The organism is Ferrimonas sediminicola, assembly GCF_005116715.1.
GTDB lineage: Bacteria > Pseudomonadota > Gammaproteobacteria > Enterobacterales > Shewanellaceae > Ferrimonas > Ferrimonas sediminicola.
Window position 1 is genome coordinate 43,002 of sequence record NZ_SWCI01000004.1, and the last position, 18,389, is coordinate 61,390.

At 61.1% G+C, this 18,389-nt stretch carries 17 protein-coding genes; 2 read left to right on the top strand and 15 right to left on the bottom strand.

Translation table 11 applies throughout. The features are described from left to right. Positions 1–9: 9 nt before the first annotated feature. The 15 genes from FCL40_RS07815 to FCL40_RS07885 form a co-directional block, all read right to left on the bottom strand. Positions 10–666: a riboflavin synthase gene (locus FCL40_RS07815; protein WP_136852603.1), complete on the bottom strand. Its 657-nt coding sequence runs from the start codon at positions 664–666 to the stop codon at positions 10–12. Then, positions 667–1,779 (bottom strand): bifunctional diaminohydroxyphosphoribosylaminopyrimidine deaminase/5-amino-6-(5-phosphoribosylamino)uracil reductase RibD, encoded by a 1,113-nt coding sequence (gene ribD, locus FCL40_RS07820; RefSeq protein WP_136852604.1) that lies wholly within the window; start codon positions 1,777–1,779, stop codon positions 667–669. After that, positions 1,779–2,228 (bottom strand): transcriptional regulator NrdR, encoded by a 450-nt coding sequence (gene nrdR, locus FCL40_RS07825; RefSeq protein WP_136852605.1) that lies wholly within the window; start codon positions 2,226–2,228, stop codon positions 1,779–1,781. Before nrdR ends, ribD begins: the two co-directional genes overlap by 1 nt. 233 nt (positions 2,229–2,461) lie before the next feature. Further along, positions 2,462–3,718: a serine hydroxymethyltransferase gene (gene glyA, locus FCL40_RS07830; protein WP_136852606.1), complete on the bottom strand. Its 1,257-nt coding sequence runs from the start codon at positions 3,716–3,718 to the stop codon at positions 2,462–2,464. Positions 3,719–3,898: 180 nt separating this feature from the next. Then, on the bottom strand, positions 3,899–4,282 hold the full coding sequence (panD, locus tag FCL40_RS07835; RefSeq protein WP_136852607.1) for an aspartate 1-decarboxylase: 384 nt from the start codon (positions 4,280–4,282) through the stop codon (positions 3,899–3,901). 13 nt (positions 4,283–4,295) lie between these two features. Beyond that, complete coding sequence (locus tag FCL40_RS07840) at positions 4,296–5,927, bottom strand: methyl-accepting chemotaxis protein (protein ID WP_136852608.1); 1,632 nt, start codon at positions 5,925–5,927, stop codon at positions 4,296–4,298. A gap of 33 nt (positions 5,928–5,960) precedes the next feature. Then, a complete protein-coding gene (locus FCL40_RS07845; RefSeq protein ID WP_229360296.1) occupies positions 5,961–6,290 on the bottom strand; it encodes a DMT family transporter in 330 nt (109 codons plus the stop codon). A 7-nt stretch (positions 6,291–6,297) separates the two neighbouring features. Further along, positions 6,298–7,239 (bottom strand): alpha/beta hydrolase, encoded by a 942-nt coding sequence (locus FCL40_RS07850; protein WP_136852609.1) that lies wholly within the window; start codon positions 7,237–7,239, stop codon positions 6,298–6,300. Between the two features lie 150 nt (positions 7,240–7,389). Next, the gene (gene caiE, locus FCL40_RS07855; RefSeq protein WP_136852610.1) at positions 7,390–7,983 is read right to left on the bottom strand and encodes a carnitine operon protein CaiE; all 594 of its coding nucleotides are present in this window, start codon (positions 7,981–7,983) and stop codon (positions 7,390–7,392) included. A 301-nt stretch (positions 7,984–8,284) separates the two neighbouring features. Beyond that, positions 8,285–9,070, bottom strand: a complete 786-nt coding sequence (caiD, locus tag FCL40_RS07860; protein WP_136852611.1) for a crotonobetainyl-CoA hydratase — start codon at positions 9,068–9,070, stop codon at positions 8,285–8,287. A 52-nt stretch (positions 9,071–9,122) separates the two neighbouring features. Further along, positions 9,123–10,679, bottom strand: a complete 1,557-nt coding sequence (gene caiC / locus FCL40_RS07865; RefSeq protein WP_136852612.1) for a crotonobetaine/carnitine-CoA ligase — start codon at positions 10,677–10,679, stop codon at positions 9,123–9,125. A 103-nt stretch (positions 10,680–10,782) separates the two neighbouring features. Further along, entirely contained in the window at positions 10,783–12,006 is a 1,224-nt protein-coding gene (gene caiB, locus FCL40_RS07870) for an L-carnitine CoA-transferase (protein WP_136852613.1), read from the bottom strand. 84 nt (positions 12,007–12,090) lie between these two features. Then, complete coding sequence (caiA, locus tag FCL40_RS07875) at positions 12,091–13,227, bottom strand: crotonobetainyl-CoA dehydrogenase (RefSeq protein ID WP_136852614.1); 1,137 nt, start codon at positions 13,225–13,227, stop codon at positions 12,091–12,093. Positions 13,228–13,285: 58 nt separating this feature from the next. Beyond that, positions 13,286–14,821 (bottom strand): L-carnitine/gamma-butyrobetaine antiporter, encoded by a 1,536-nt coding sequence (gene caiT / locus FCL40_RS07880; RefSeq protein WP_136852615.1) that lies wholly within the window; start codon positions 14,819–14,821, stop codon positions 13,286–13,288. 195 nt (positions 14,822–15,016) lie between these two features. Beyond that, positions 15,017–16,111, bottom strand: coding sequence for a hypothetical protein (locus FCL40_RS07885; protein WP_136852616.1), 1,095 nt, complete (start codon positions 16,109–16,111; stop codon positions 15,017–15,019). 537 nt (positions 16,112–16,648) lie between these two features. Here FCL40_RS07885 and fixA point away from each other — a divergent pair. Together fixA and FCL40_RS07895 are read left to right on the top strand one after the other, a co-directional pair. After that, complete coding sequence (gene fixA, locus FCL40_RS07890; RefSeq protein ID WP_136852617.1) at positions 16,649–17,422, top strand: putative electron transfer flavoprotein FixA; 774 nt, start codon at positions 16,649–16,651, stop codon at positions 17,420–17,422. 17 nt (positions 17,423–17,439) lie between these two features. After that, positions 17,440–18,381 (top strand): FAD-binding protein, encoded by a 942-nt coding sequence (locus FCL40_RS07895; protein WP_136852618.1) that lies wholly within the window; start codon positions 17,440–17,442, stop codon positions 18,379–18,381. Positions 18,382–18,389 lie beyond the last annotated feature (8 nt).

Sequence of the window (18,389 nt, forward strand, 5' to 3'; positions counted from 1 at the left end):
ATGACCTTGTTATTTTAAAAATCCAGTTTTTGCCAACATCTCCAGGGTGATGCCGCCGGCGTCCGGTTGATCATCCAGGGGCTGCATCAGTCGCTCCAGGTAGCGGGCGATCAGATCCACCTCCAGATTCACCGTCGACCCCGGCTTGAGCTCACCGATGGTGGTCTCCTGGACGGTATGGGGTACCAGGGTAAGTCGAAAACGGTGACCATCCACCTCGTTGGCGGTCAGGCTGATGCCGTCGATGGTCACCGACCCTTTCTCGGGAATGTAGCGGCCCAGGCCCGACGGGGCCCGCAGCCAGTACTCTATGGCGCGTCCTCGGGGACTGACGCTCTCAACTGTGGCCAGGCCATCCACGTGGCCGCTGACCAGGTGGCCGCCGAGGCGGGTGTCCGGGGTCACCGCCCGCTCCAGGTTGACCCTCTGACCCACCTGGTAATGAGCGAAGTTGGTGCGGGCCAGGGTTTCGCCGGAAACGTCGGCCACGTAACCGTCCGCCAGCTTCTCCACCACGGTGAGACAGACGCCGTTGGTGGCGATGCTGTCTCCCAACTGCACATCCGCCAGGGGCAGTTTGCCGCTGGCTACGGTCACCTTGAGATCGTCACCCCGGCGCTCCAACTGGCGCAGGGTGCCCACCGCTTCGATAATGCCTGTAAACATCTATGACTCCGCGCGCACCAGGGTCAGGCGCAGATCGGCCCCCACCCGGCGAACGTCTTTGAATTGAAACTCCGGCACCTGGGTCATCTCGGCCAGTTCGGGCAGGTTCACCACCCCGCGGCCGTCACTCCCCATCATCTTAGGCGCCTGGTACAGAATAAGTTCATCCCAGAGACCGGCACTGAGAAAGGCCCCGGCCAGGGAGGCACCCGCCTCCACCATCACGGTGTTGATCTGACGCTCGGCCAGCTCCGCCACCAGGGCATGCAGATCCAGCTTGTCGCACCTGGACGGTCCCTGCCAGCTCTCCACCCAGTCGGGCCAGTCACAGCCGTAGGCGCGGGTCGAGGCCAGCAGCACCGGCGACTCGATGGCGGTCAGCCTCAAAGGCGGCGCCAGCCGGGCGCGACCGTCGACCACCACCCGCAACGGCTGAGACCAGGTGTCGGGCAGGGTCAGCGACGCCGGCAGCTGTTCCGGGCGGACGTTCATCGCCGGGTCATCCGCCAGCACCGAATCGGCACCGGTAATGATGGCACCGTGAGCCAGGCGCATCCTCTGGACATCCTGACGTGCCTGGGGGCCGGTGATCCACTTGGAGTGGCCATTGGCCAGGGCGGTGCGGCCATCAACGGAGGCCGCCAGCTTGATGCGGATAAAGGGACGTCCTTCGGACATCCGCTTGATAAATCCGGGGTTGATTGCCAGGGCATCCCCCTCCAGCAGCCCGGAGGCCACCTCGATGCCCGCCTCTCTCAGCATCGACAGGCCACGGCCCGCCACCTGGGGATTGGGGTCCACCATGGCGGCCACCACCCGGCCGACACCGGCCCGGATCAGCGCCTCGGCACAGGGGGGAGTGCGACCGTAGTGGGAGCAGGGCTCCAGGGTCACATAGGCGGTGGCGCCGCGGGCCAGCTCACCGGCAGCCCGCAGGGCAAACACTTCGGCATGGGGCTCTCCGGCCTTGGGGTGGAACCCCTCCCCCACCACCCGGCCATCCCGGACGATGACGCAACCCACGGCGGGGTTGGGGCGAGTGGAGAAACGGCCGCGCCGGGCCAGTTCGATGGCCCGGCGCATATGTTGAAAGTCGTCTTGTGACCAGCTCATCACTTTTCCAGCTTGGCGATCGCTTCGCCGAATTGGGACAGATCCTCGAAGGCGCGGTAGACGGAGGCGAAGCGGATGTAGGCCACCTTGTCCAGGGCCATCAGCTGCTCCATCACCAGGTTGCCCACCATGTCTGAGCCCACTTCCCGCTCGCCGGTGGCGCGCAGGGCGGATTTGATCTTGCTCAGGGACTGCTCTATCGCCTCCTGGGAGACCGGACGCTTCTCCACCGCCCGCTGAATGCCCCGACGCAGCTTATCCTCGTCGAAGGGTTCACGGGTACCGTTCTGCTTGATCACCCTGGGCATCACCAACTCGGCGGTCTCGAAGGTGGTAAAACGTTCGTGACAGGTGAGGCACTCGCGCCGACGGCGCACCTGGTGCCCTTCGGCCACCAGACGGGAGTCGATCACCTTGGTGTCATTGGTTGAACAAAATGGACAGTGCATGTTGCCTCCGGCAGGGTCCCTTTTACCAGGACAGCTTAACTGACTGCATAGAATAGCGGATTTAGGCCGCCAGGTTAACGGTTTGCGGGGGTTTGAACCTCGCCCTTTGATCTGGCTCTCCGTCTGGACGTGACTCCATAACCCTTTGCTAACAAAGGGGCGTCTCAAACTGGGAATTTGGGCTGTTCCAGGCAGGGGAAAAGGCCCATCGAATGATGGGCCTTTCGGGGCGATTAGCGGTAGACGGGACGGCGGGCGCACAGATCCTTCACCTGAGCCTTGACCCGCTCTACCACGGCTTCGTTGCCGAAGTCGTCGAGGATGTCGCAGATCCAGCCGGTCAGCTCACGGGCTTCCGCCTCGGTGATGCCACGACGGGTCAGTGCCGGAGTGCCGATACGCAGCCCGGAGGTCACAAAGGGGCTGCGGGGATCGTTGGGCACCGAGTTCTTGTTCACCGTGATGTTGGCGCGGCCCAGGGCGGCGTCCGCATCCTTGCCGGTAATGTCCTTGTCGATCAGATCCAGCAGGAACAGGTGGTTCTGGGTACCACCGGAGACCACCTTGTAACCGCGGGCCATGAACACCTCGGCCATCGCCTGGGCATTAGTCACTACCTGCTGCTGGTAGGCCTTGAACTCGGGCTGCAGCGCTTCCTTGAAGGCCACCGCCTTGGCGGCGATCACATGGCACAGAGGGCCGCCCTGGCCGCCGGGGAATACCGCGGAGTTCAGCTTCTTGTAGATGGCCTCATCGCCACAGGCGGAGAGGATCAGGCCACCGCGGGGACCGGCCAGGGTCTTGTGGGTGGTGGTGGTCACCACGTGGGCGTGCGGCACCGGGTTGGGGTAGACACCGGCGGCCACCAGGCCGGCAACGTGGGCCATGTCGACAAACAGGTAGGCGCCCACCTGGTCGGCGATCTCACGGAACTTGGCCCAGTCGATCACGCCGGAATAGGCGGAAAAGCCGGCGATGATCATCTTGGGCTGATGCTCCCTGGCCAAGGCCAGGACCTCGTCGTAATCGATCTCACCGGATTCCGGGGAGATGCCGTACTGAACGGCGTTGTACATTTTGCCGGAGAAGGAGACGCTGGCACCGTGGGTCAGGTGGCCACCGTGGGCCAGACTCATACCCAGGACGGTGTCGCCGGGCTCCAGCAGGGCCATGTAGACTGCCGCGTTCGCCTGGGAGCCGGAGTGAGGCTGAACGTTGGCGTAATCGGAGCCGAACAGTTCATTGGCCCGATTGATGGCCAGCTCTTCGGACTTGTCCACGTACTCACAACCGCCATAGTAACGCTTGTGGGGGTAGCCTTCGGCGTACTTGTTGGTCAGCTGAGAGCCCTGGGCCTCCAGCACTCGGGGGCTGGTGTAGTTTTCGGAGGCGATCAGTTCGATATGCTCTTCCTGACGGACACGCTCCGCTTCCATCGCTTCCCACAGCTCGGGATCAAAATCGGCGATGTTCATTGTTTTTTCCAGCATCCATGTCTCCTGCGTAGGGGGTTATTTTTTAGGCGGGCCCTAGTTTACTCCGGTGTGACCCCGATCCCAAGTCCAATGAGCCCGGATGCTGTTTTCTCATAAATGAACGAGATGGTTGGCGCATCCCTGCGCATCGATAAGCGCCTTGCCAATCCCAGGGGAATCGGCGAGGCACCCCGCCTAATCGGCCGCCTGGGTGGGCACGCCGTGACCGATCCCCTTGACCCGGTTACCCTCAGCCAGATAGACCAGACGGGGCTTGTGCCCCTGGGCCTCGGCCTGCGCCATCTGCACATAGGCGCAGATGATCAACCGGTCTCCCACCGCCGCCTTGTGGGCCGCGGCGCCGTTGACGGAGATGATCCTGGAGCCCGCCTCGGCGACGATGGCGTAGGTGGCGAAACGTTCGCCGTTATCCACGTTGTACAGCTCGATCTTCTCGTACTCGAGAATACCCGCCGCCTCCAGGAACTCCTGATCGATGGCGCACGATCCCTCATACTCCAGTTCGGCGTGGGTTACCCGGGCCTGATGCAGCTTGCCCTTTAGCATGGTTGTAATCATATGGTCTCTCTCGTTAGTGAATTCTGAACTGGCTGACCGCCTGCTGCAGCCGGGAGGCCAGCTGCCCCAGCTCGACGCTGGCTCTGGCAGTCTGGGCGGAACCGTCGGCCACCTCACGGGAGGCCTGACTGACCCCCTCCAGGTTTTGCCCCAGGTCGGCAGCCACCGCCTGCTGCTCGCTGCAGGCACTGGCGATCTGGGTGTTCATCGCGGCTATGGTATCGATGGCAGCGACCACCTTCTCCATGGAGCGGCTGGCCTGCTCCGCCTGGTCGACGCAGCCCTTGATCAGCTCACAGCTGCTCTGGGTGGCCGCCCCCGCCTGCTTGGAACTGGTCTGCAGTTGCTCGATGATGGCGACGATGCGGCTGGTGGACTCCTGGGTGCGGCCCGCCAGGGTGCGCACTTCGTCGGCCACCACCGCAAACCCCCGACCCTGCTCTCCGGCGCGGGCCGCCTCGATAGCGGCATTGAGGGCCAGCAGGTTGGTCTGGTCGGCGATCTCGCGGATCACGTCCACCACCATGCCGATATTGGCGGACTCGCGCTCCAGCTCGGCCACCAATTCACCAGCCTGCTCAATCACCGCCTCCGCCTCGCGGATGCCGGTGATGCTGTGGCGCACCTCGTCCATCCCCTCGCCGGCATCGCCGTTGGCGCTGTCGGCGGACTCAGAGGCTTGCTCGGTATTGCGGGCCACCTCGGCCACCGTGGACTGCATCTGGTTCATGGCGCTGGCGATGGAGGCGACCTGCCCCTGCTGCTGGGCCATCCCCTGGGACACCTGCTCCGACACCGTGCCCATCTCGTCGATGGCCCCGCCCAGTTGCTGGGCGGCGGCGGCGATCTGCTCCACCAGCGCCGCCAGGCGCTCCCCCATCTGGCGACTGTCCGACGCCAGGGCCCCAAGTTCGTCCCGGGAGAACCCCTGCTCCGGCAACCGACAGGTGAGATCCCCCTGGGCCACCGCGGCGATGAAGCCGCGGATGCTGGCCAGGGGACGGCAGATCTGTCGCACCAGAATCAACGCGCTCAGCAGCATGAAACCAGCAAGCAGCAAAGCGCCTATTCCCAGCACCCAGTAGCTGCGCTCGGTGGCGTGACGGCTGGCGACCGTGTTCGCCTCCACCGCCTGTTGATTGAACGCAAGCACAGCGTCGATCGCCTCCATCAGCTCCAGATAGGCGGGGTAGCTGGCCATGATGGCGTCGTTGGCATCCTGGTACCTCTCCTCACTGATGCGATCCAGGAAGGGGGCATTGACCTCTAGGTAGTGATCCCAGCTCTGCTGCAGCGCCGCCAGCACCTGGCGCTCCTGCTCGGAGCCGATCCCCCGGCGGTACTCCTTGAGGTGCTGCGCCATGGTCAGCGGCATCTTGCGACCGTCGATGACCCACTGACCCATGTCCGGATCACCGGCATTGGAGACCAGGGAGAAATCGTACTTGCGGTAGTCGATGATGAAGGCGCGCATGTCCTCCACCAGCATCAGCCTGGGCAGGGTCACCTGGCTGAAACCGGCCATGGTCCGTTCCATATCCATGGTCTGCCGGGTCACCAGGGCGATGAGCAGGGCAAACGCCAGGGCGATCCCCAGGTACCCCAGGGCAATCTTGTTTCTGACACTCAGGTTATTCAGTCCCACCTGACACTCCTTAATCGAAAAATTGCGGCAGACCTAATGAGCCGATACCGATGAGAACAGCCGGATCACCAGGGTGCCGGCCAGGATCAGGCCAATGCCCACCAACGCCGGTCCGTCCAGGCGCTCGCCCCGCAGCAGCCAGGCGGCTAAGGCCACCAGCACCATGCCGCTGCCACACCACAGGGCGTAGGCGATGCCCACCGGCACCTGGGTCACCACGCGGGCCAGCAAGGCAAAGGCCACCAGGTAGCCCCCCAGGCAGAGCAGGGTCGGCAGCAACCGGGTGAAGCCCCGGGTCTGACCCAGCAGGCTGGTGGCCCCCACTTCGGCCAGGATCGCCAGCATCAGCCACAGGTAGGCCACGACCTCCTCAGCCCAGCAGGGGCCGAACCTCCCGGGCCACCACCTCGAGGAAGTGATCGGCCTGGTCAAAGGTACCCAGCATCTTGATGAAACCGTGGATCACCCCGTCAAACACCCGGTACTGCACCGGCACACCGGCTCGGGCCAGTTTGTCGGCATAGAGGGCACCGTCGTCGCACAGGGGGTCATACTGGGCACAGTAGATCAGCGTCGGAGGCAGGCCGCTGTGATCCGAGGCCACCAGGGGGGCACAATAGGGGTGCAGGGCATCGGTGGCGGAGCGCATGTAGTGGCCCCAGTAATACGCCATGCTGGCGCGCTGCAGCAGGTAACCCTCGCCATGCTCGATGACGGAGCGGGTCTGCAGGCCATACTGAACGGCGGGGTAGACCAGCACCTGGCAGGCCAGCTTGGGCCCCTGCTCATCCCGAGCCCTCAGGGCCACCGCCGCCGCCAGGTTGCCCCCGGCGCTGTCGCCGAACAGGCCGATGCGGCCGGGATCCAGACCCAGCTCTTCGGCGTGGTCAAACACCCAGCGAGTGGCGGCGAAGCAGTCCTCCATGGGGATGGGGAACTTGTGTTCCGGCGCCTTCTGGTAGTTGACCGCCACCACCACCGCACCGGTGCGGTTGGCCAGGGCCCGGGCGAAGGGGTCGTTGGTGCCGATGTTGGACACCATCCAGCCGCTGCCGTGGAAGAAGATCAGCGCCGGCATCCCCGCCCGAGGCGTCTCGACCCCTGCCGGGCGGTAGAGCCGAACCGGCAGGTCCGCGGTCGGACCGGGCAGAAACCGGTGCTCCACCGCCGCGACGCTCTCCGGCGCCCGCGCCGGCTCACCGCCGGAGAGTTCCAGGGCTCTGGCCTCCTGGGGGGTCATCGCTTCATAGGGTTTGGCTCCGGATTGGCGCACCTCCTCCAGGAAGGCCGCCACTTGTGGATCCAGTGACATAGTCGTCTCCTTTTGCACGGCGGGCCTGCGGCCCGCCCGGTTATGGGGTGTCGCCCACCAGGAAAGCCCGCAGGGGATCCAAGGATGAGAGAGGTGGATGCACTCCGGCCGATGGGCAGTATCTGCTCCTCCGGGCAGGCGACATGATCGTTATTTGGCCGAGGGCTGCACCTCGGTCACCCCCTTGAGCCTGGGCCGGTCGGCCTCCATTCGGCTCAGGGGCGCCACAGGCTCCATCGAGGCGGCGCTGCGCCCCGCCAGGGCCTGATACTCAAGGGTATTCAAACGTTTCCATTGAAGGTCCTGCTCGCTCAGGCTGCGCTTCACCCGGGCGGGGACCCCCGCCAGCAGCTGCCGCGGCTCGCCGCGGAACCCCACCTTGACGAAGCTCATGGCGGCCACCATGCTCTCGGGGCCGATCACCGCCCCGTCCATCACCACGGAGTTCATCCCCACCAGGGCGTCGCGGCCGATGACGCAACCGTGCAGCACCGCCCCGTGGCCGATGTGACCATTGGCCTCCACCCGGGTGTCCTGATCGCAGTAGCCGTGCATGATGCAACCATCCTGCAGGTTGGCGCCCGCCTCCAGGATCAACCGGCCAAAATCGCCGCGAAGCACGGCGTTGGGGCCGACATAGACGCCGGGGCCGATGATCACGTCGCCGATCAACACCGCGGTGGGGTGCACATAGGCGCTGGGGTCCACCACGGGGATCAGTCCTTCAAATTGGTAGCAAGGCATCTCACCGGCTCCGAAACTAAAAAAAATATTCCATCGCCTCCTTGGCGATGAGAAAAAAGAAAAAAAGGCGAGACTCTACTAACGGCACACCCGCCAGAATTCCTCATGCAGAGCTCGCCAAGCGATAACGCTAACGCTCGATAGGTTCAGATTGAAAAAACACTTTCCCCTCCGGAGGTATTACACACACCAGACAACTAGAGAAAAACCACCATTTCCGCGAGGGTTGAGTGGGTACGAAGACTCTATTTAACTTCTCATTCAAAAATTAAATAATGAGCCCTCCGAATGCCTGGAAAACTTATTTCCCTTTCCAGACAGGATCGCGCTTCTCTGCGAAGGCCGCGGGTCCCTCCAGGGCATCCTCGGAGTGCAAAACCGCCGGGTAGTGCTTCAGCGCGCCGCTGCGGGTGAAGCGATACCCCTCCTCAACGGTCATCTCGGCGGTGGTACGGCATACCTCTTTCAGGGCGGCTACCGCCAGCGGGGCGCTCAGGGCGATCTGAGCGGCCAGTTCACGGGCGCTCTCCATCAGCTGCTCCACGGGCACCACCCGGTTGACCACGCCCCAGCGCAGGGCCTCTTCGGCGTCCATGCGACGACCGGTCATCATCATCTCGTTGACGATCGCCTGTGGCATCACCTTAGGCAGACGCAGCATGCCGCCGCTGTCCGGCACGATGCCCAGCTTGGCTTCGGGCAGGGCGAAGCTGGCGTTATCGGCACAGACGATCATGTCTGCGGCCAGGGCCAGCTCGAAGCCGCCACCGAAGGCGTAACCGTTCACCGCGGCGATCACCGGCTTGTCCAGGTCGAACAGTTCGGTCAGGCCGGCAAAACCGCCCGGACCAAAGTCGGCGTCAGGGGCTTCCCCTTCCGCAGCCGCCTTCAGGTCCCAGCCGGCGGAGAAGAAGCGCTCTCCGGCACCGGTGATGATCGCCACCCTCAGCTCCGGATCGTCACGGAACATCATGAAGACTTCGCCCATGGCATAGCTGGTCTTGGCGTCGATGGCGTTGGCCTTGGGACGATCCAGGACAATCTCCAGAACGTGGCCATTTCGGGTAACGTGCAATGATTCGCTCATACTCTTTCTCCAATAAGAGTCACTCAATGACTCCTTCCATTTAAAATTTGGTTTAGCTCACTTCACAAAGAAGATGTTTCTGTACCTTGCCGGTGCAGGTTTTTGGCAATGCTCCGCGCAATTCAATAAAGGACGGAACTTTAAACTTGGCCATATTCTTTACGCAGTACTCCAGGATTTCCTGCTCACTAATTTCAGCGTCATCTTGCAATACAACGAACGCCTTTATCGCCTCGTCTCGAATGGAATCTTTCACCCCAATCACTGCCGCTTCCACCACCTCGGGAATTTCAGAGATGATATTTTCAATCTCCAGACAGGAGACATTTTCGCCACAGCGCTTGATCATGTTGCTGGCCCGGTCGACAAAGAAGAAGAACCCCTCCTCATCTTGATAAGCTGAGTCACCGGTCTTGAGCCAGCCATCCTCAGTGAACGCTCTGGCGGTGATCTCCGGTGCCTGGTAGTACTCCTTGAACAGGGTTTTCCCCGGCTCACCGCGGACCTGGATCTCGCCGATCTCCCCGGGGGGCAGCGCCTTGCCGTCCGGCCCGGTGATCCGGGCCTGATAACAGAGGCCGGTGCGGCCGATGGAGGGCCAGCGCCGCTTGTCACCGGGGCGATCACCGATGATGCCGACGATGGTCTCGGTCATCCCCCAGGAGGTAAAGATGCGCACCCCGAAACGGTCGATGAAGGCATCCTTCTCCTGATCGGACATGCTCAGATAGAACAGCACTTCACGCAGACAGTGGTTGCGCTCCCAGGGCTGACGCGGCTGCATCATCATGGTGCGCATCATCAGCGGGATGCACTCGGTCACCGTGGCCCGGTATTTCACCACCTGGCCCCAGAAGGCCCGGGCGCTGAACTTCTCCAGCAGCACGAAGGTGGCGCCGGCGGAGAACGCGGCCATGGCGGCGGTGCACTGACAATCGATGTGATAGGCCGGGGTCGCCGTCAGGTAGATGTCATCGCTGCGCAGGGCGGTCTGCCAGGCGGTGTAGTAACCGGCAAACCTCAGGTTGTAGTGGGTGATCACCACCCCTTTGGGCCTTGAGGTGGTGCCGGAGGTAAACATGATCTCCGCCACGTCGTCGGCGCTGACGCTCTCCTGACTCTGCAACTGGGCAGACTGCTGCTCCAGCAGCCGGTCGAAGTTGGCGGTCCCCTTCAGGGCACCGCAGCCGCCGGTCACCAGCAGCTCGGCCAACTCCGGCTGACTCTGCTGAATCTCCAGATAGATGGGCAGAAACTCGGGCCGGGTCACCACGGTCTTCACCCGGCACTGAGCCACGATGTAGGCGCACTCCTCCTGTAGCAGGTGGGTGTTGATCGGCACCATGATCGCCCCAATCTTGGCCAGGCCAAACCAGCAGAGAATGAACTCCACGCTGTTGTTCAGGTGCAGGGCGACACGGTCCCCCTTGCTGATACCGCGGGAACTGAACAGGTTGGCGGCCCGGTTGATCTCGTCATTGAGCTGGGCATAACCGTACTGACGAGTATGTCCGGCGACATCCTCAAAGATCAGTGCGGCCTTGTCACCATGCAACTGCGCCAGATCATCCCAGGCCTCTCGCAAGCTCTGTCCGTTAATAATGTCCATCTGCTACCTTTCAACATCAACCAACTTCAGGATGGGAGAACCCTAAGTGCCGAAGTGGGGGTTGTCACGCCCGTCACTTCGGACTCGTGATCTTCCATGAAGATTATTTTTCAGAGACCTTGGCCAGCCCCTTTTCAGCCAGTTGCTCAATCGCCTCATCGGAGTAGCCGATCTCGCTCAGGATGGCGGCGGTGTCCATGCCGTGACCGGGCATACCACGCCAGATCTTGCAGGGGTTGTTCTTGAACTTGGGCATCACGTTGGGGCCCTTGCAGCTCTCGCCTTTCAGGGTCTGCCACTGGGTGATGGACTCCCGTGCCTGGTACTGGGGGTTCTCCTCCAGATCCTCGGCACCGAGCACCTTGGCACAGGCGATCTTCAGCTCGGCGAAGCGCTCGCGCACCTGGGCGACACTGCGGCTGTTCAGGTAGCGATCCAGCGCATCCTCGATCTCCTGACCATGGGGGCACTCGATGCGGTGGATCAGCTGGGTGCCTTCGGGAACCGCTTCGGTGCCCAGCAGGTGGCCCAGGCCGATATCCTTGAACAGCTCCTCGATCTGGGTCACGCCCACCATCTCCATCACGATGTAGCCGTCTTCGCACTTGTAGAGGCCACAGCCGGCATAGTAGGGGTCACGGCCCTTATACTGACGGGGCGCCATCTGGCCGCCGTTGAAGTAGTCCATCATGAAGTACTGGCCCATGCGCAGCATCACCTCATACATGGCCACGTCGATGCTCTCACCCACACCGGTCTCCTTGGCCTTGTGGAAGGCCGCCAGGGCGGAGCTGGTCACGGTCAGGCCGGAGAAGTAGTCGGCGGCATAGGGGAAGGCCGAGGCGGGCTGATCGATGTCGCCATTCTGCAGCAAATAGCCGCTGAACGCCTGAGCGATGGTGTTGTAGGCCGCCAGGTTGGTGTACTCGTCGGTGCCATACTGGCCGAAGCCGGACAGATGGGCGATCACCAGCTTGGGGTTGCGCTCCCACAGCAGTTCGTCGGTGATGCCGCGGCGGGCAAAGGCGGGCCCCTTGCTGGCCTCGATGAAGATGTCGGTGGTCTCCATCAGCTTGAGGAAGGCCTCACGCCCCTCATCCTTGAAGATGTTGAGGGAGAGGGCGTGCAGGTTACGCCGGGACAGTTCAGGATAGTTGGGCTGTACCCGGATGGTGTCGGTGTAGGCCACGTTCTCAATCCAGATCACCTCGGCGCCCCATTCCGCCATCATCTGGGCGGAGAAGGGGCCGGCGATCTCGATACCGGAGAAGACAACCCGGACACCCGCCAGGGGGCCGAATTCGGGAGTGAAGAGCTTGTGGGACATGATGGTCGTCCTTATCAAATCTGTCTGTATTGGAATGCCGCCGGCGGCGGCTGCCCGGGGGAGCGCCTCCCCCGGGCTCCCTCCTTAGCGGTACTCTTTCAGAACTGCGCGACCCAGGGTCAGGATCTGCATCTCGTCGGAGCCACCGGAGACACGGTCCACCCGCAGGTCACGCCAGAAGCGGCTGATGCGGTGTTCGCCGGCGATGGCGTAGCCACCCAGCACCTGCATGGCGGAGTCCACCACCTCGAAGGCGGCGTTGGCGCAGTAGAATTTGCACATGGCGGCATCCCCGGAGGTCATCATGCCGTTGTCCGCCTTCCAGGCCACGTGGTAGATCATGTTCTTCATGTTGCTCAGGCGAATGGCCATATGAGCGAACTTCTCCTGGATCAGCTGGGTACGACCGATGGCCTGGCCGAACTGCACCCGCTGGTTGGCGTACTTGGCCGCGTCCTCGAAGGCGCAGTAGGCGGTGCCGTAGTTGGTGCAGGCCACCAGGAAGCGCTCCATGTCGAACTCCTCCTTCACCCGGTTGAAGCCGTTGCCTTCGGTACCGAAAAAGTCCTTCTCCTCCAGCTCCACGTCGGTGAAGGTCACCTCGCAGCAGCTGTCCATCTTCAGACCCAGCTTAGGCAGCTTGCTCAGCTTGATGCCGGGCTTGGTCATGTCCACGAAGAACTCGGAGAACACCGGGGTGTCGGAGGAGGCGTCGCGGGCCATCACCACCAGGAAGGGGCAACCGGCGGCAGAGGTGATGAAGCACTTGCTGCCGTTGAGGTATATCTTGCCATCCTTACGCAGGTAGTTGGTGGTCAGGCTGCCTACATCGGAGCCGGCGCCGGGTTCGGTGATGGCCGAGTTCCACATCTGCTTGCCGGTGCCGCGCAGGGACATGATCTTGTCGATCTGCTCCTCGGTACCCTCACGCAGCACGGTGGTGAAGCCAGCCAGCTGGTACAGCACATAGGTGGGGGCACCCAGGCGCCCCAGCTCTTCCCAGATCACCGCCAGGGTAGTCAGGCCAGCGTCGAAGCCATCGTGCTCCTCGGGCAGCAGCAGGCTGTCGATGCCCATCTCAGCCAGTTCCTTAACGAAACGCTCGGGGTAGGTGCTGGTCTCATCGCACTCGGCGAAGTAGGCTTCCCAGTTCTCGCGCTCCATCAGGTCACGTACGCCTTTGACAAACAGCTCCTGTTCATCGGTCAATCTGTAGTCCATATCTCTTTACCTTCTATTTACTTACTTTCAGGGGACGTTGGCCGTCACCCAATGGAATCTAGTCCGCCCACTTGTTGCGCTTGGCGTCCTTGAGGAAGGACATGATCACCAGGATGTTGACGATCACCAGGGGCGCACCGCCGGCGATGATGGCGGTCTGCAGGGGCTTGAGGCCACCCAGGGACAGCAGCACGATGCCGATGACACCCACCAGTACAGACCAGCCCACACGGATCCACACCGGTGGCTCGTTGTCGGCGTCCACACCCTTACAGGTGGACATCGCCAAGGTGTAGGAACAGGCGTTGATCAGGGTCACTGTGGCCAGGAAGCACAGGATGAAGAAGCCCCACATGGTGATGGTGCTCATGGGCAGGGCCGCCCAGGTCTCGATGATGGCACGGGGGGCACCATGCTCCTGAATCAGCTGTCCCATGTTGATGATGCTTTCGTGCATCAGGTTCACGGTGTTGGAGCCGAGGATGGTCCACAGGAACCAGGTGGATGCGGTCAGGCCACCCACCATGGTCAGGCACAGCTGACGTACGGTGCGACCACGGGAGATCTTGGCCAGGAAGATGCACATCTGGATGCCGTAGACTACCCACCAGGCCCAGTAGAACACGGTCCAGTCCTGAGGCCAGCTGCCCTCGGCGATGGAGCTGGTGTAGAACAGCATGCGAGGCAGGTAGGCGATCATCACGCCCACGGACTCGGTGAAGTAGTTCACGGTGAAGCTGGTGGCGCCGATGAGGAATACCCACACCAGCATGATGATGCTCAGGTAGCTGCGCAGGTCACTGGCAATCTTGATGCCCTTGGTCAGGCCGAAGGCCACACAGACGGCATTGAAGATGATCCACACGGAGATAACGAAGGTATCCACCTCGATGGTCCGCGGAATGCCGAACAGCCACTGGATGCACTCGGTCACCAGAGGCGTCGCCAGACCCAGGCTGGTGCCCATGGCCAGAATCAGGGCAACCACATAGATGTTGTCGATGATGGAACCCAAGATACCTTTGTGATGCTTGCCCAGAACCGGCTCCAGGGTGCCACTGGGGCGAACCACGTCCATCTTCTTCACGAACAGGAAGTAACCCAGGGCCACGGTAAAGAAGCCATAGCCCATCCAGGGCAGGGGCCCCCAGTGGAACAGGCTGTAGGCCACACCCAGCTCTTTGGCCTGGACCGACATGGACTCAAGCTCGAACGGCGGGTAGGTCAGATAGTAGTAGGCCTCCAGGGAGCCCCAGTAGAGTACCGCCGCCGAAGTACAGGAGGCGAACATCAGGAAGATCCAGCTGCCGGTACTGAACTCCGGCTCCTCCTGGCCCAGGCGGTTATTGGCGTAGGGTCCCCACACCAACCAGGCCCAGCCGATGGCCAGGGCGATCATGTACCATTCAAAAGCCCAGCCCCAGGTGTGGGTCAGGTAATGGAATACCGCATTGATCGCCTGGTTGGCGGCATCCAGATCCCTGACGGTGAGGTAGGAAAGCAGGATCACGATCAGCAGTGAGGGGAAGAAAACGGTCTTCTCGATCCCCACTTTCTTTGGTAGTACGCCTTTTAATGCTTGTACACCGTTCATCCTAAAATCTCCATATCTGTCGATGTTTCTTATTTTCCACACCGACAAGTTGTGATTTGTATTTGTCTCCACTCCATTTTTTGGCATCAGTATGCCCGGGCCGACATTTATATATATCGCCCTAAAGAGTGATTTGTTTTTTATCCGCCCCTAACGAGGCAATATTAAGCTGTTTCTAATTTAGCGACACGCTTATCAGAAATAGTACTGCACATTAATGTTGAACCGACCATTCCAATCGCCAGAGGCCTGCTCCAGACCCAGGCTGTTACCGCCCAGCCACAGAACGTTCTTGGCATTGTAGTAGTCGACATAAACAAAGAACTGCTTATAAGAAACAGAGAAGCCAGTAGAGTTCAGGATGGAGTCATCAAAGCTGGACTCATCAGGCTGAAGAACACTGTAATCGTTATACAGGGTGATGGTGCCCCAGCTCATCGGGAATTTCTTTGAAATATTTGCGGTGAGGATTTTACCTTCACTGGCCACTTCATAGAAACCGGTTACCGCACCGATACCAATCTTATTGGTATCAACTTCACCGTCGTCATACTGATCGAAGCTGTAATCCAGGTATTGCAGCTGCAGGCCCCAGTCGCCCATGGACAGATCACCGTGAGCCGCCCAGGTGAAGGTGTCTCCGGACTCATTTTCCACCCGGTTGTACAGCTGGCCGTACTCCAGAGACGCCCCCAGCAGCAGCTGGTAGCCGTCGCCGTCCAGGCGGTAGGACTGACGCAGATCGAAGGTGTTGCGCTCCTCGTTGTTGTAGGTGTTGTCACCGATGGTGCCGGCACTCACGGTACCGGCATAGTGGCGGTAGTCGCTGGCGCCATAGGTGGCCCCCTGGTGGAAGGAAAACTCGGTTTCCCAAGAACCTTTTTTGTATGCCAGGTTGGCACCTGCACCCCAGTCATCCTCGAAGCCCAGGTAGTAGTTCAGGCTGTACCACCAGTTGTGGGACGCGAAGTTCTTGTTGCCGAACGCCTTGCTGACCACACCCAGTTGCAGGGTGAGATCCTCACTGGCGTTCCAGTAGGCATAGGCATACTTGAGGTAGTCGTAGGAGTCGGTGAACCGGTACTCGGCAGTCACACCATAGTCACCCCAGTCCTCGGACAGCTTGATGGCGAACATATTGAAATCGAAGTCACCTGAGGTGGCTTTCGAGGTTTCACTGAAATCCTTCCAGGAGTAGTTAACTCGAGCGTTTCCACCCACTTCAACTGCGCTGGCGGTATTGCTCACAAGAAACAGAGCCAGGGGTAAAGCTAATATTTTCTTATTCATTTACATCGACCTCCATTTTAGGTTGTTCGCATTATGCATATTGATTTCGGGGAAAAAACTGCCCCTCGTCACAAATCACTTCCCGAGATCGGCGCCAAACGGGCATTTATTAGAGTCTTGTCACACTTTTTCCTGGCGAAATTCCATTTTGTGCTTTTTTTGACCTCCCCAAAAAAGCTGAATCGGATTTTTTTGTGATGCAGGTAACATTTGGGTTGTGCCAGCGACGGTTTCGATTGCCCTGAGAATATTTCGAGTTGTATTAATAAAAGCCACAGAGCAAACCGCGAATTTAAAATTGCCCAAAGCGAATCTTTTTACCGAGAAGAGATTACTTTCTTGAAGATGAACTGAGATAACAATTCCTAAACTCGGCAGTTAAACAGCTGTGCAGATCAAATTTGTTATCAGAGTGACTTTGAGCATGGAAATGGTTTGTCCGTTATCAACCCCACAGTTTGCCCGGAGGCAAGTGAAGAAGTGTTCCCCTTCTCTGCTTCACTTTTCCGGCAACGCAACACCAACACTGGAGAGACGATGAAAATTCTTGCGTGTTACAAGCTGGTTCCCGAAGAACAGGACATCAGTGTTCAAGCTGGCGGCGCCATCGACACCGGCAAAGCCTCTATGAAGATCAGCCAGTTCGACCTGAGCGCGGTAGAAGCGGCGGTACAGCTTAAGGCTCAGCAGGGCGACGGCCACATCACCGCACTGAGCATGGGGGGTAAGTCCCTGGAAGCGCCCAAGGCGAAGAAGGACATCCTCTCCCGCGGCCCCGACGCCCTGACCCTGGCCGTCGATGACAGCTTCGACGGCGCCCTGCCCCATCACACCGCCCGGGTGCTGGCCGCGGCGGCCCGCAAGTCTGATTTCGACCTGATCATCTGCGGCGACGGTTCCGGAGACCTCTACGCCCAGCAGGTAGGACTGCTTCTGGGTGAGCAGCTGCAGCTGCCCAACATCAACGGTGTCAGCAAGATCGTCGGTGCCGAAGCCGGTGTACTGACCGTGGAGCGCGAACTGGATGACGAAGTGGAGGTGCTGGCCATTCCCCTGCCGGCGGTGATCGCCGTTTCCGCCGACATCAACGAGCCCCAGATCCCCTCCATGAAGGCTATCCTCGGTGCCGCCAAGAAGCCCAGCACCGTCCTGGGTCTGGCTGACCTGGAGCTGGAGCCGGTGCCCGCCCTGGCAGAGATGCTGGCGATCAAGGCCCCCGAGCAACAGGAGCGCAAGCGCATCCTCATCGAAGGCGATGGCGACGACGAGATCGCCGAATTTGCCGACCACCTGCGTAAAGCCGCCAACTGATTCCGGAGAAGAGAAGAATGAGCAAACTGCAAAATGTATGGGTTTTCAGCGACAACGCTTCCCGTCTGCCGGAGCTGATTACCGGCGCCAAGGAGCTGGGCGAACAGGTTTCTGCCCTGGTTCTGGGTAACCAGCAGCAGGTCGACCATGCCCTGGCTCTGGGCGCCCACAAGGTGTACCACCTGGGCGAGAAACCCGCAGAGCGCATCGTCGAGGATTACGCCGACACCCTGGTGCAGATCCTCAAGGAGGCCGGCGAACGCAGCCTGGTGCTGATGGCCGCCACCCGCCGTGGTAAGGCGCTGGCCGCCAAGCTGGGCAACCGTCTGGACGCCGCGGTGTTCAACGATGCCTGTGAGATCCGCAGTGAGGCCGATGCCATCATCGCCAAGCACATGGTCTATGGCGGCCTGGCCCTGGGCGAGGAGAAACTGAGCTCCAATATCGCCCTGGTCACCCTGGCCTCCGGCACCTTCGAGCCCGCCAGCGAAGGCGATGCCCAGGGTGAAACCCTGACCCTTTCCTACGTGGAACCCAAGGCCGCCATCAAGTGCATCGAGCGTCGTGCCAAAGAGGGCGAGGGCGTGGACCTGTCCAGGGCCAAGCGCGTCGTAGGTGTGGGCAGCGGCATCGCTTCCCTGGAGAACCTGAAACAGGCGGAAGCACTGGCCGGCCTGCTGGGTGCGGAGATGGGCTGCAGCCGCCCCATCGCCGAGACCGAGAAGTGGATGGAGCGCGAGCGCTACATCGGCGTCTCCGGAGTGATGCTCAAGCCCGACCTCTACCTGGCGGTGGGCATCTCCGGTCAGATTCAGCACATGGTTGGCGTCAACGGCGCCCAGACCATCATCGCCATCAACAAGGACAAGAACGCGCCGATCTTCCAGTACGCCGATTACGGCCTGATCGGCGACACCACCAAGGTGATTCCCGCCCTGGTTGAAGCACTCAAGGGCTGATAGATCCC

What these genes read in the sequence shown, in the direction of transcription:
- panD (WP_136852607.1), bottom strand. Translation starts at nt 4,282, where the DNA reads ATGATTACAACCATGCTAAAGGGCAAGCTGCATCAGGCCCGGGTAACC.
- fixA (WP_136852617.1), top strand. Translation starts at nt 16,649, where the DNA reads ATGAAAATTCTTGCGTGTTACAAGCTGGTTCCCGAAGAACAGGACATC.
- glyA (WP_136852606.1), bottom strand. Translation starts at nt 3,718, where the DNA reads ATGCTGGAAAAAACAATGAACATCGCCGATTTTGATCCCGAGCTGTGG.
- nrdR (WP_136852605.1), bottom strand. Translation starts at nt 2,228, where the DNA reads ATGCACTGTCCATTTTGTTCAACCAATGACACCAAGGTGATCGACTCC.
- caiA (WP_136852614.1), bottom strand. Translation starts at nt 13,227, where the DNA reads ATGGACTACAGATTGACCGATGAACAGGAGCTGTTTGTCAAAGGCGTA.
- FCL40_RS07850 (WP_136852609.1), bottom strand. Translation starts at nt 7,239, where the DNA reads ATGTCACTGGATCCACAAGTGGCGGCCTTCCTGGAGGAGGTGCGCCAA.
- FCL40_RS07895 (WP_136852618.1), top strand. Translation starts at nt 17,440, where the DNA reads ATGAGCAAACTGCAAAATGTATGGGTTTTCAGCGACAACGCTTCCCGT.
- caiB (WP_136852613.1), bottom strand. Translation starts at nt 12,006, where the DNA reads ATGTCCCACAAGCTCTTCACTCCCGAATTCGGCCCCCTGGCGGGTGTC.
- caiE (WP_136852610.1), bottom strand. Translation starts at nt 7,983, where the DNA reads ATGCCTTGCTACCAATTTGAAGGACTGATCCCCGTGGTGGACCCCAGC.
- caiC (WP_136852612.1), bottom strand. Translation starts at nt 10,679, where the DNA reads ATGGACATTATTAACGGACAGAGCTTGCGAGAGGCCTGGGATGATCTG.
- FCL40_RS07885 (WP_136852616.1), bottom strand. Translation starts at nt 16,111, where the DNA reads ATGAATAAGAAAATATTAGCTTTACCCCTGGCTCTGTTTCTTGTGAGC.
- FCL40_RS07815 (WP_136852603.1), bottom strand. Translation starts at nt 666, where the DNA reads ATGTTTACAGGCATTATCGAAGCGGTGGGCACCCTGCGCCAGTTGGAG.
- caiT (WP_136852615.1), bottom strand. Translation starts at nt 14,821, where the DNA reads ATGAACGGTGTACAAGCATTAAAAGGCGTACTACCAAAGAAAGTGGGG.
- caiD (WP_136852611.1), bottom strand. Translation starts at nt 9,070, where the DNA reads ATGAGCGAATCATTGCACGTTACCCGAAATGGCCACGTTCTGGAGATT.
- ribD (WP_136852604.1), bottom strand. Translation starts at nt 1,779, where the DNA reads ATGAGCTGGTCACAAGACGACTTTCAACATATGCGCCGGGCCATCGAA.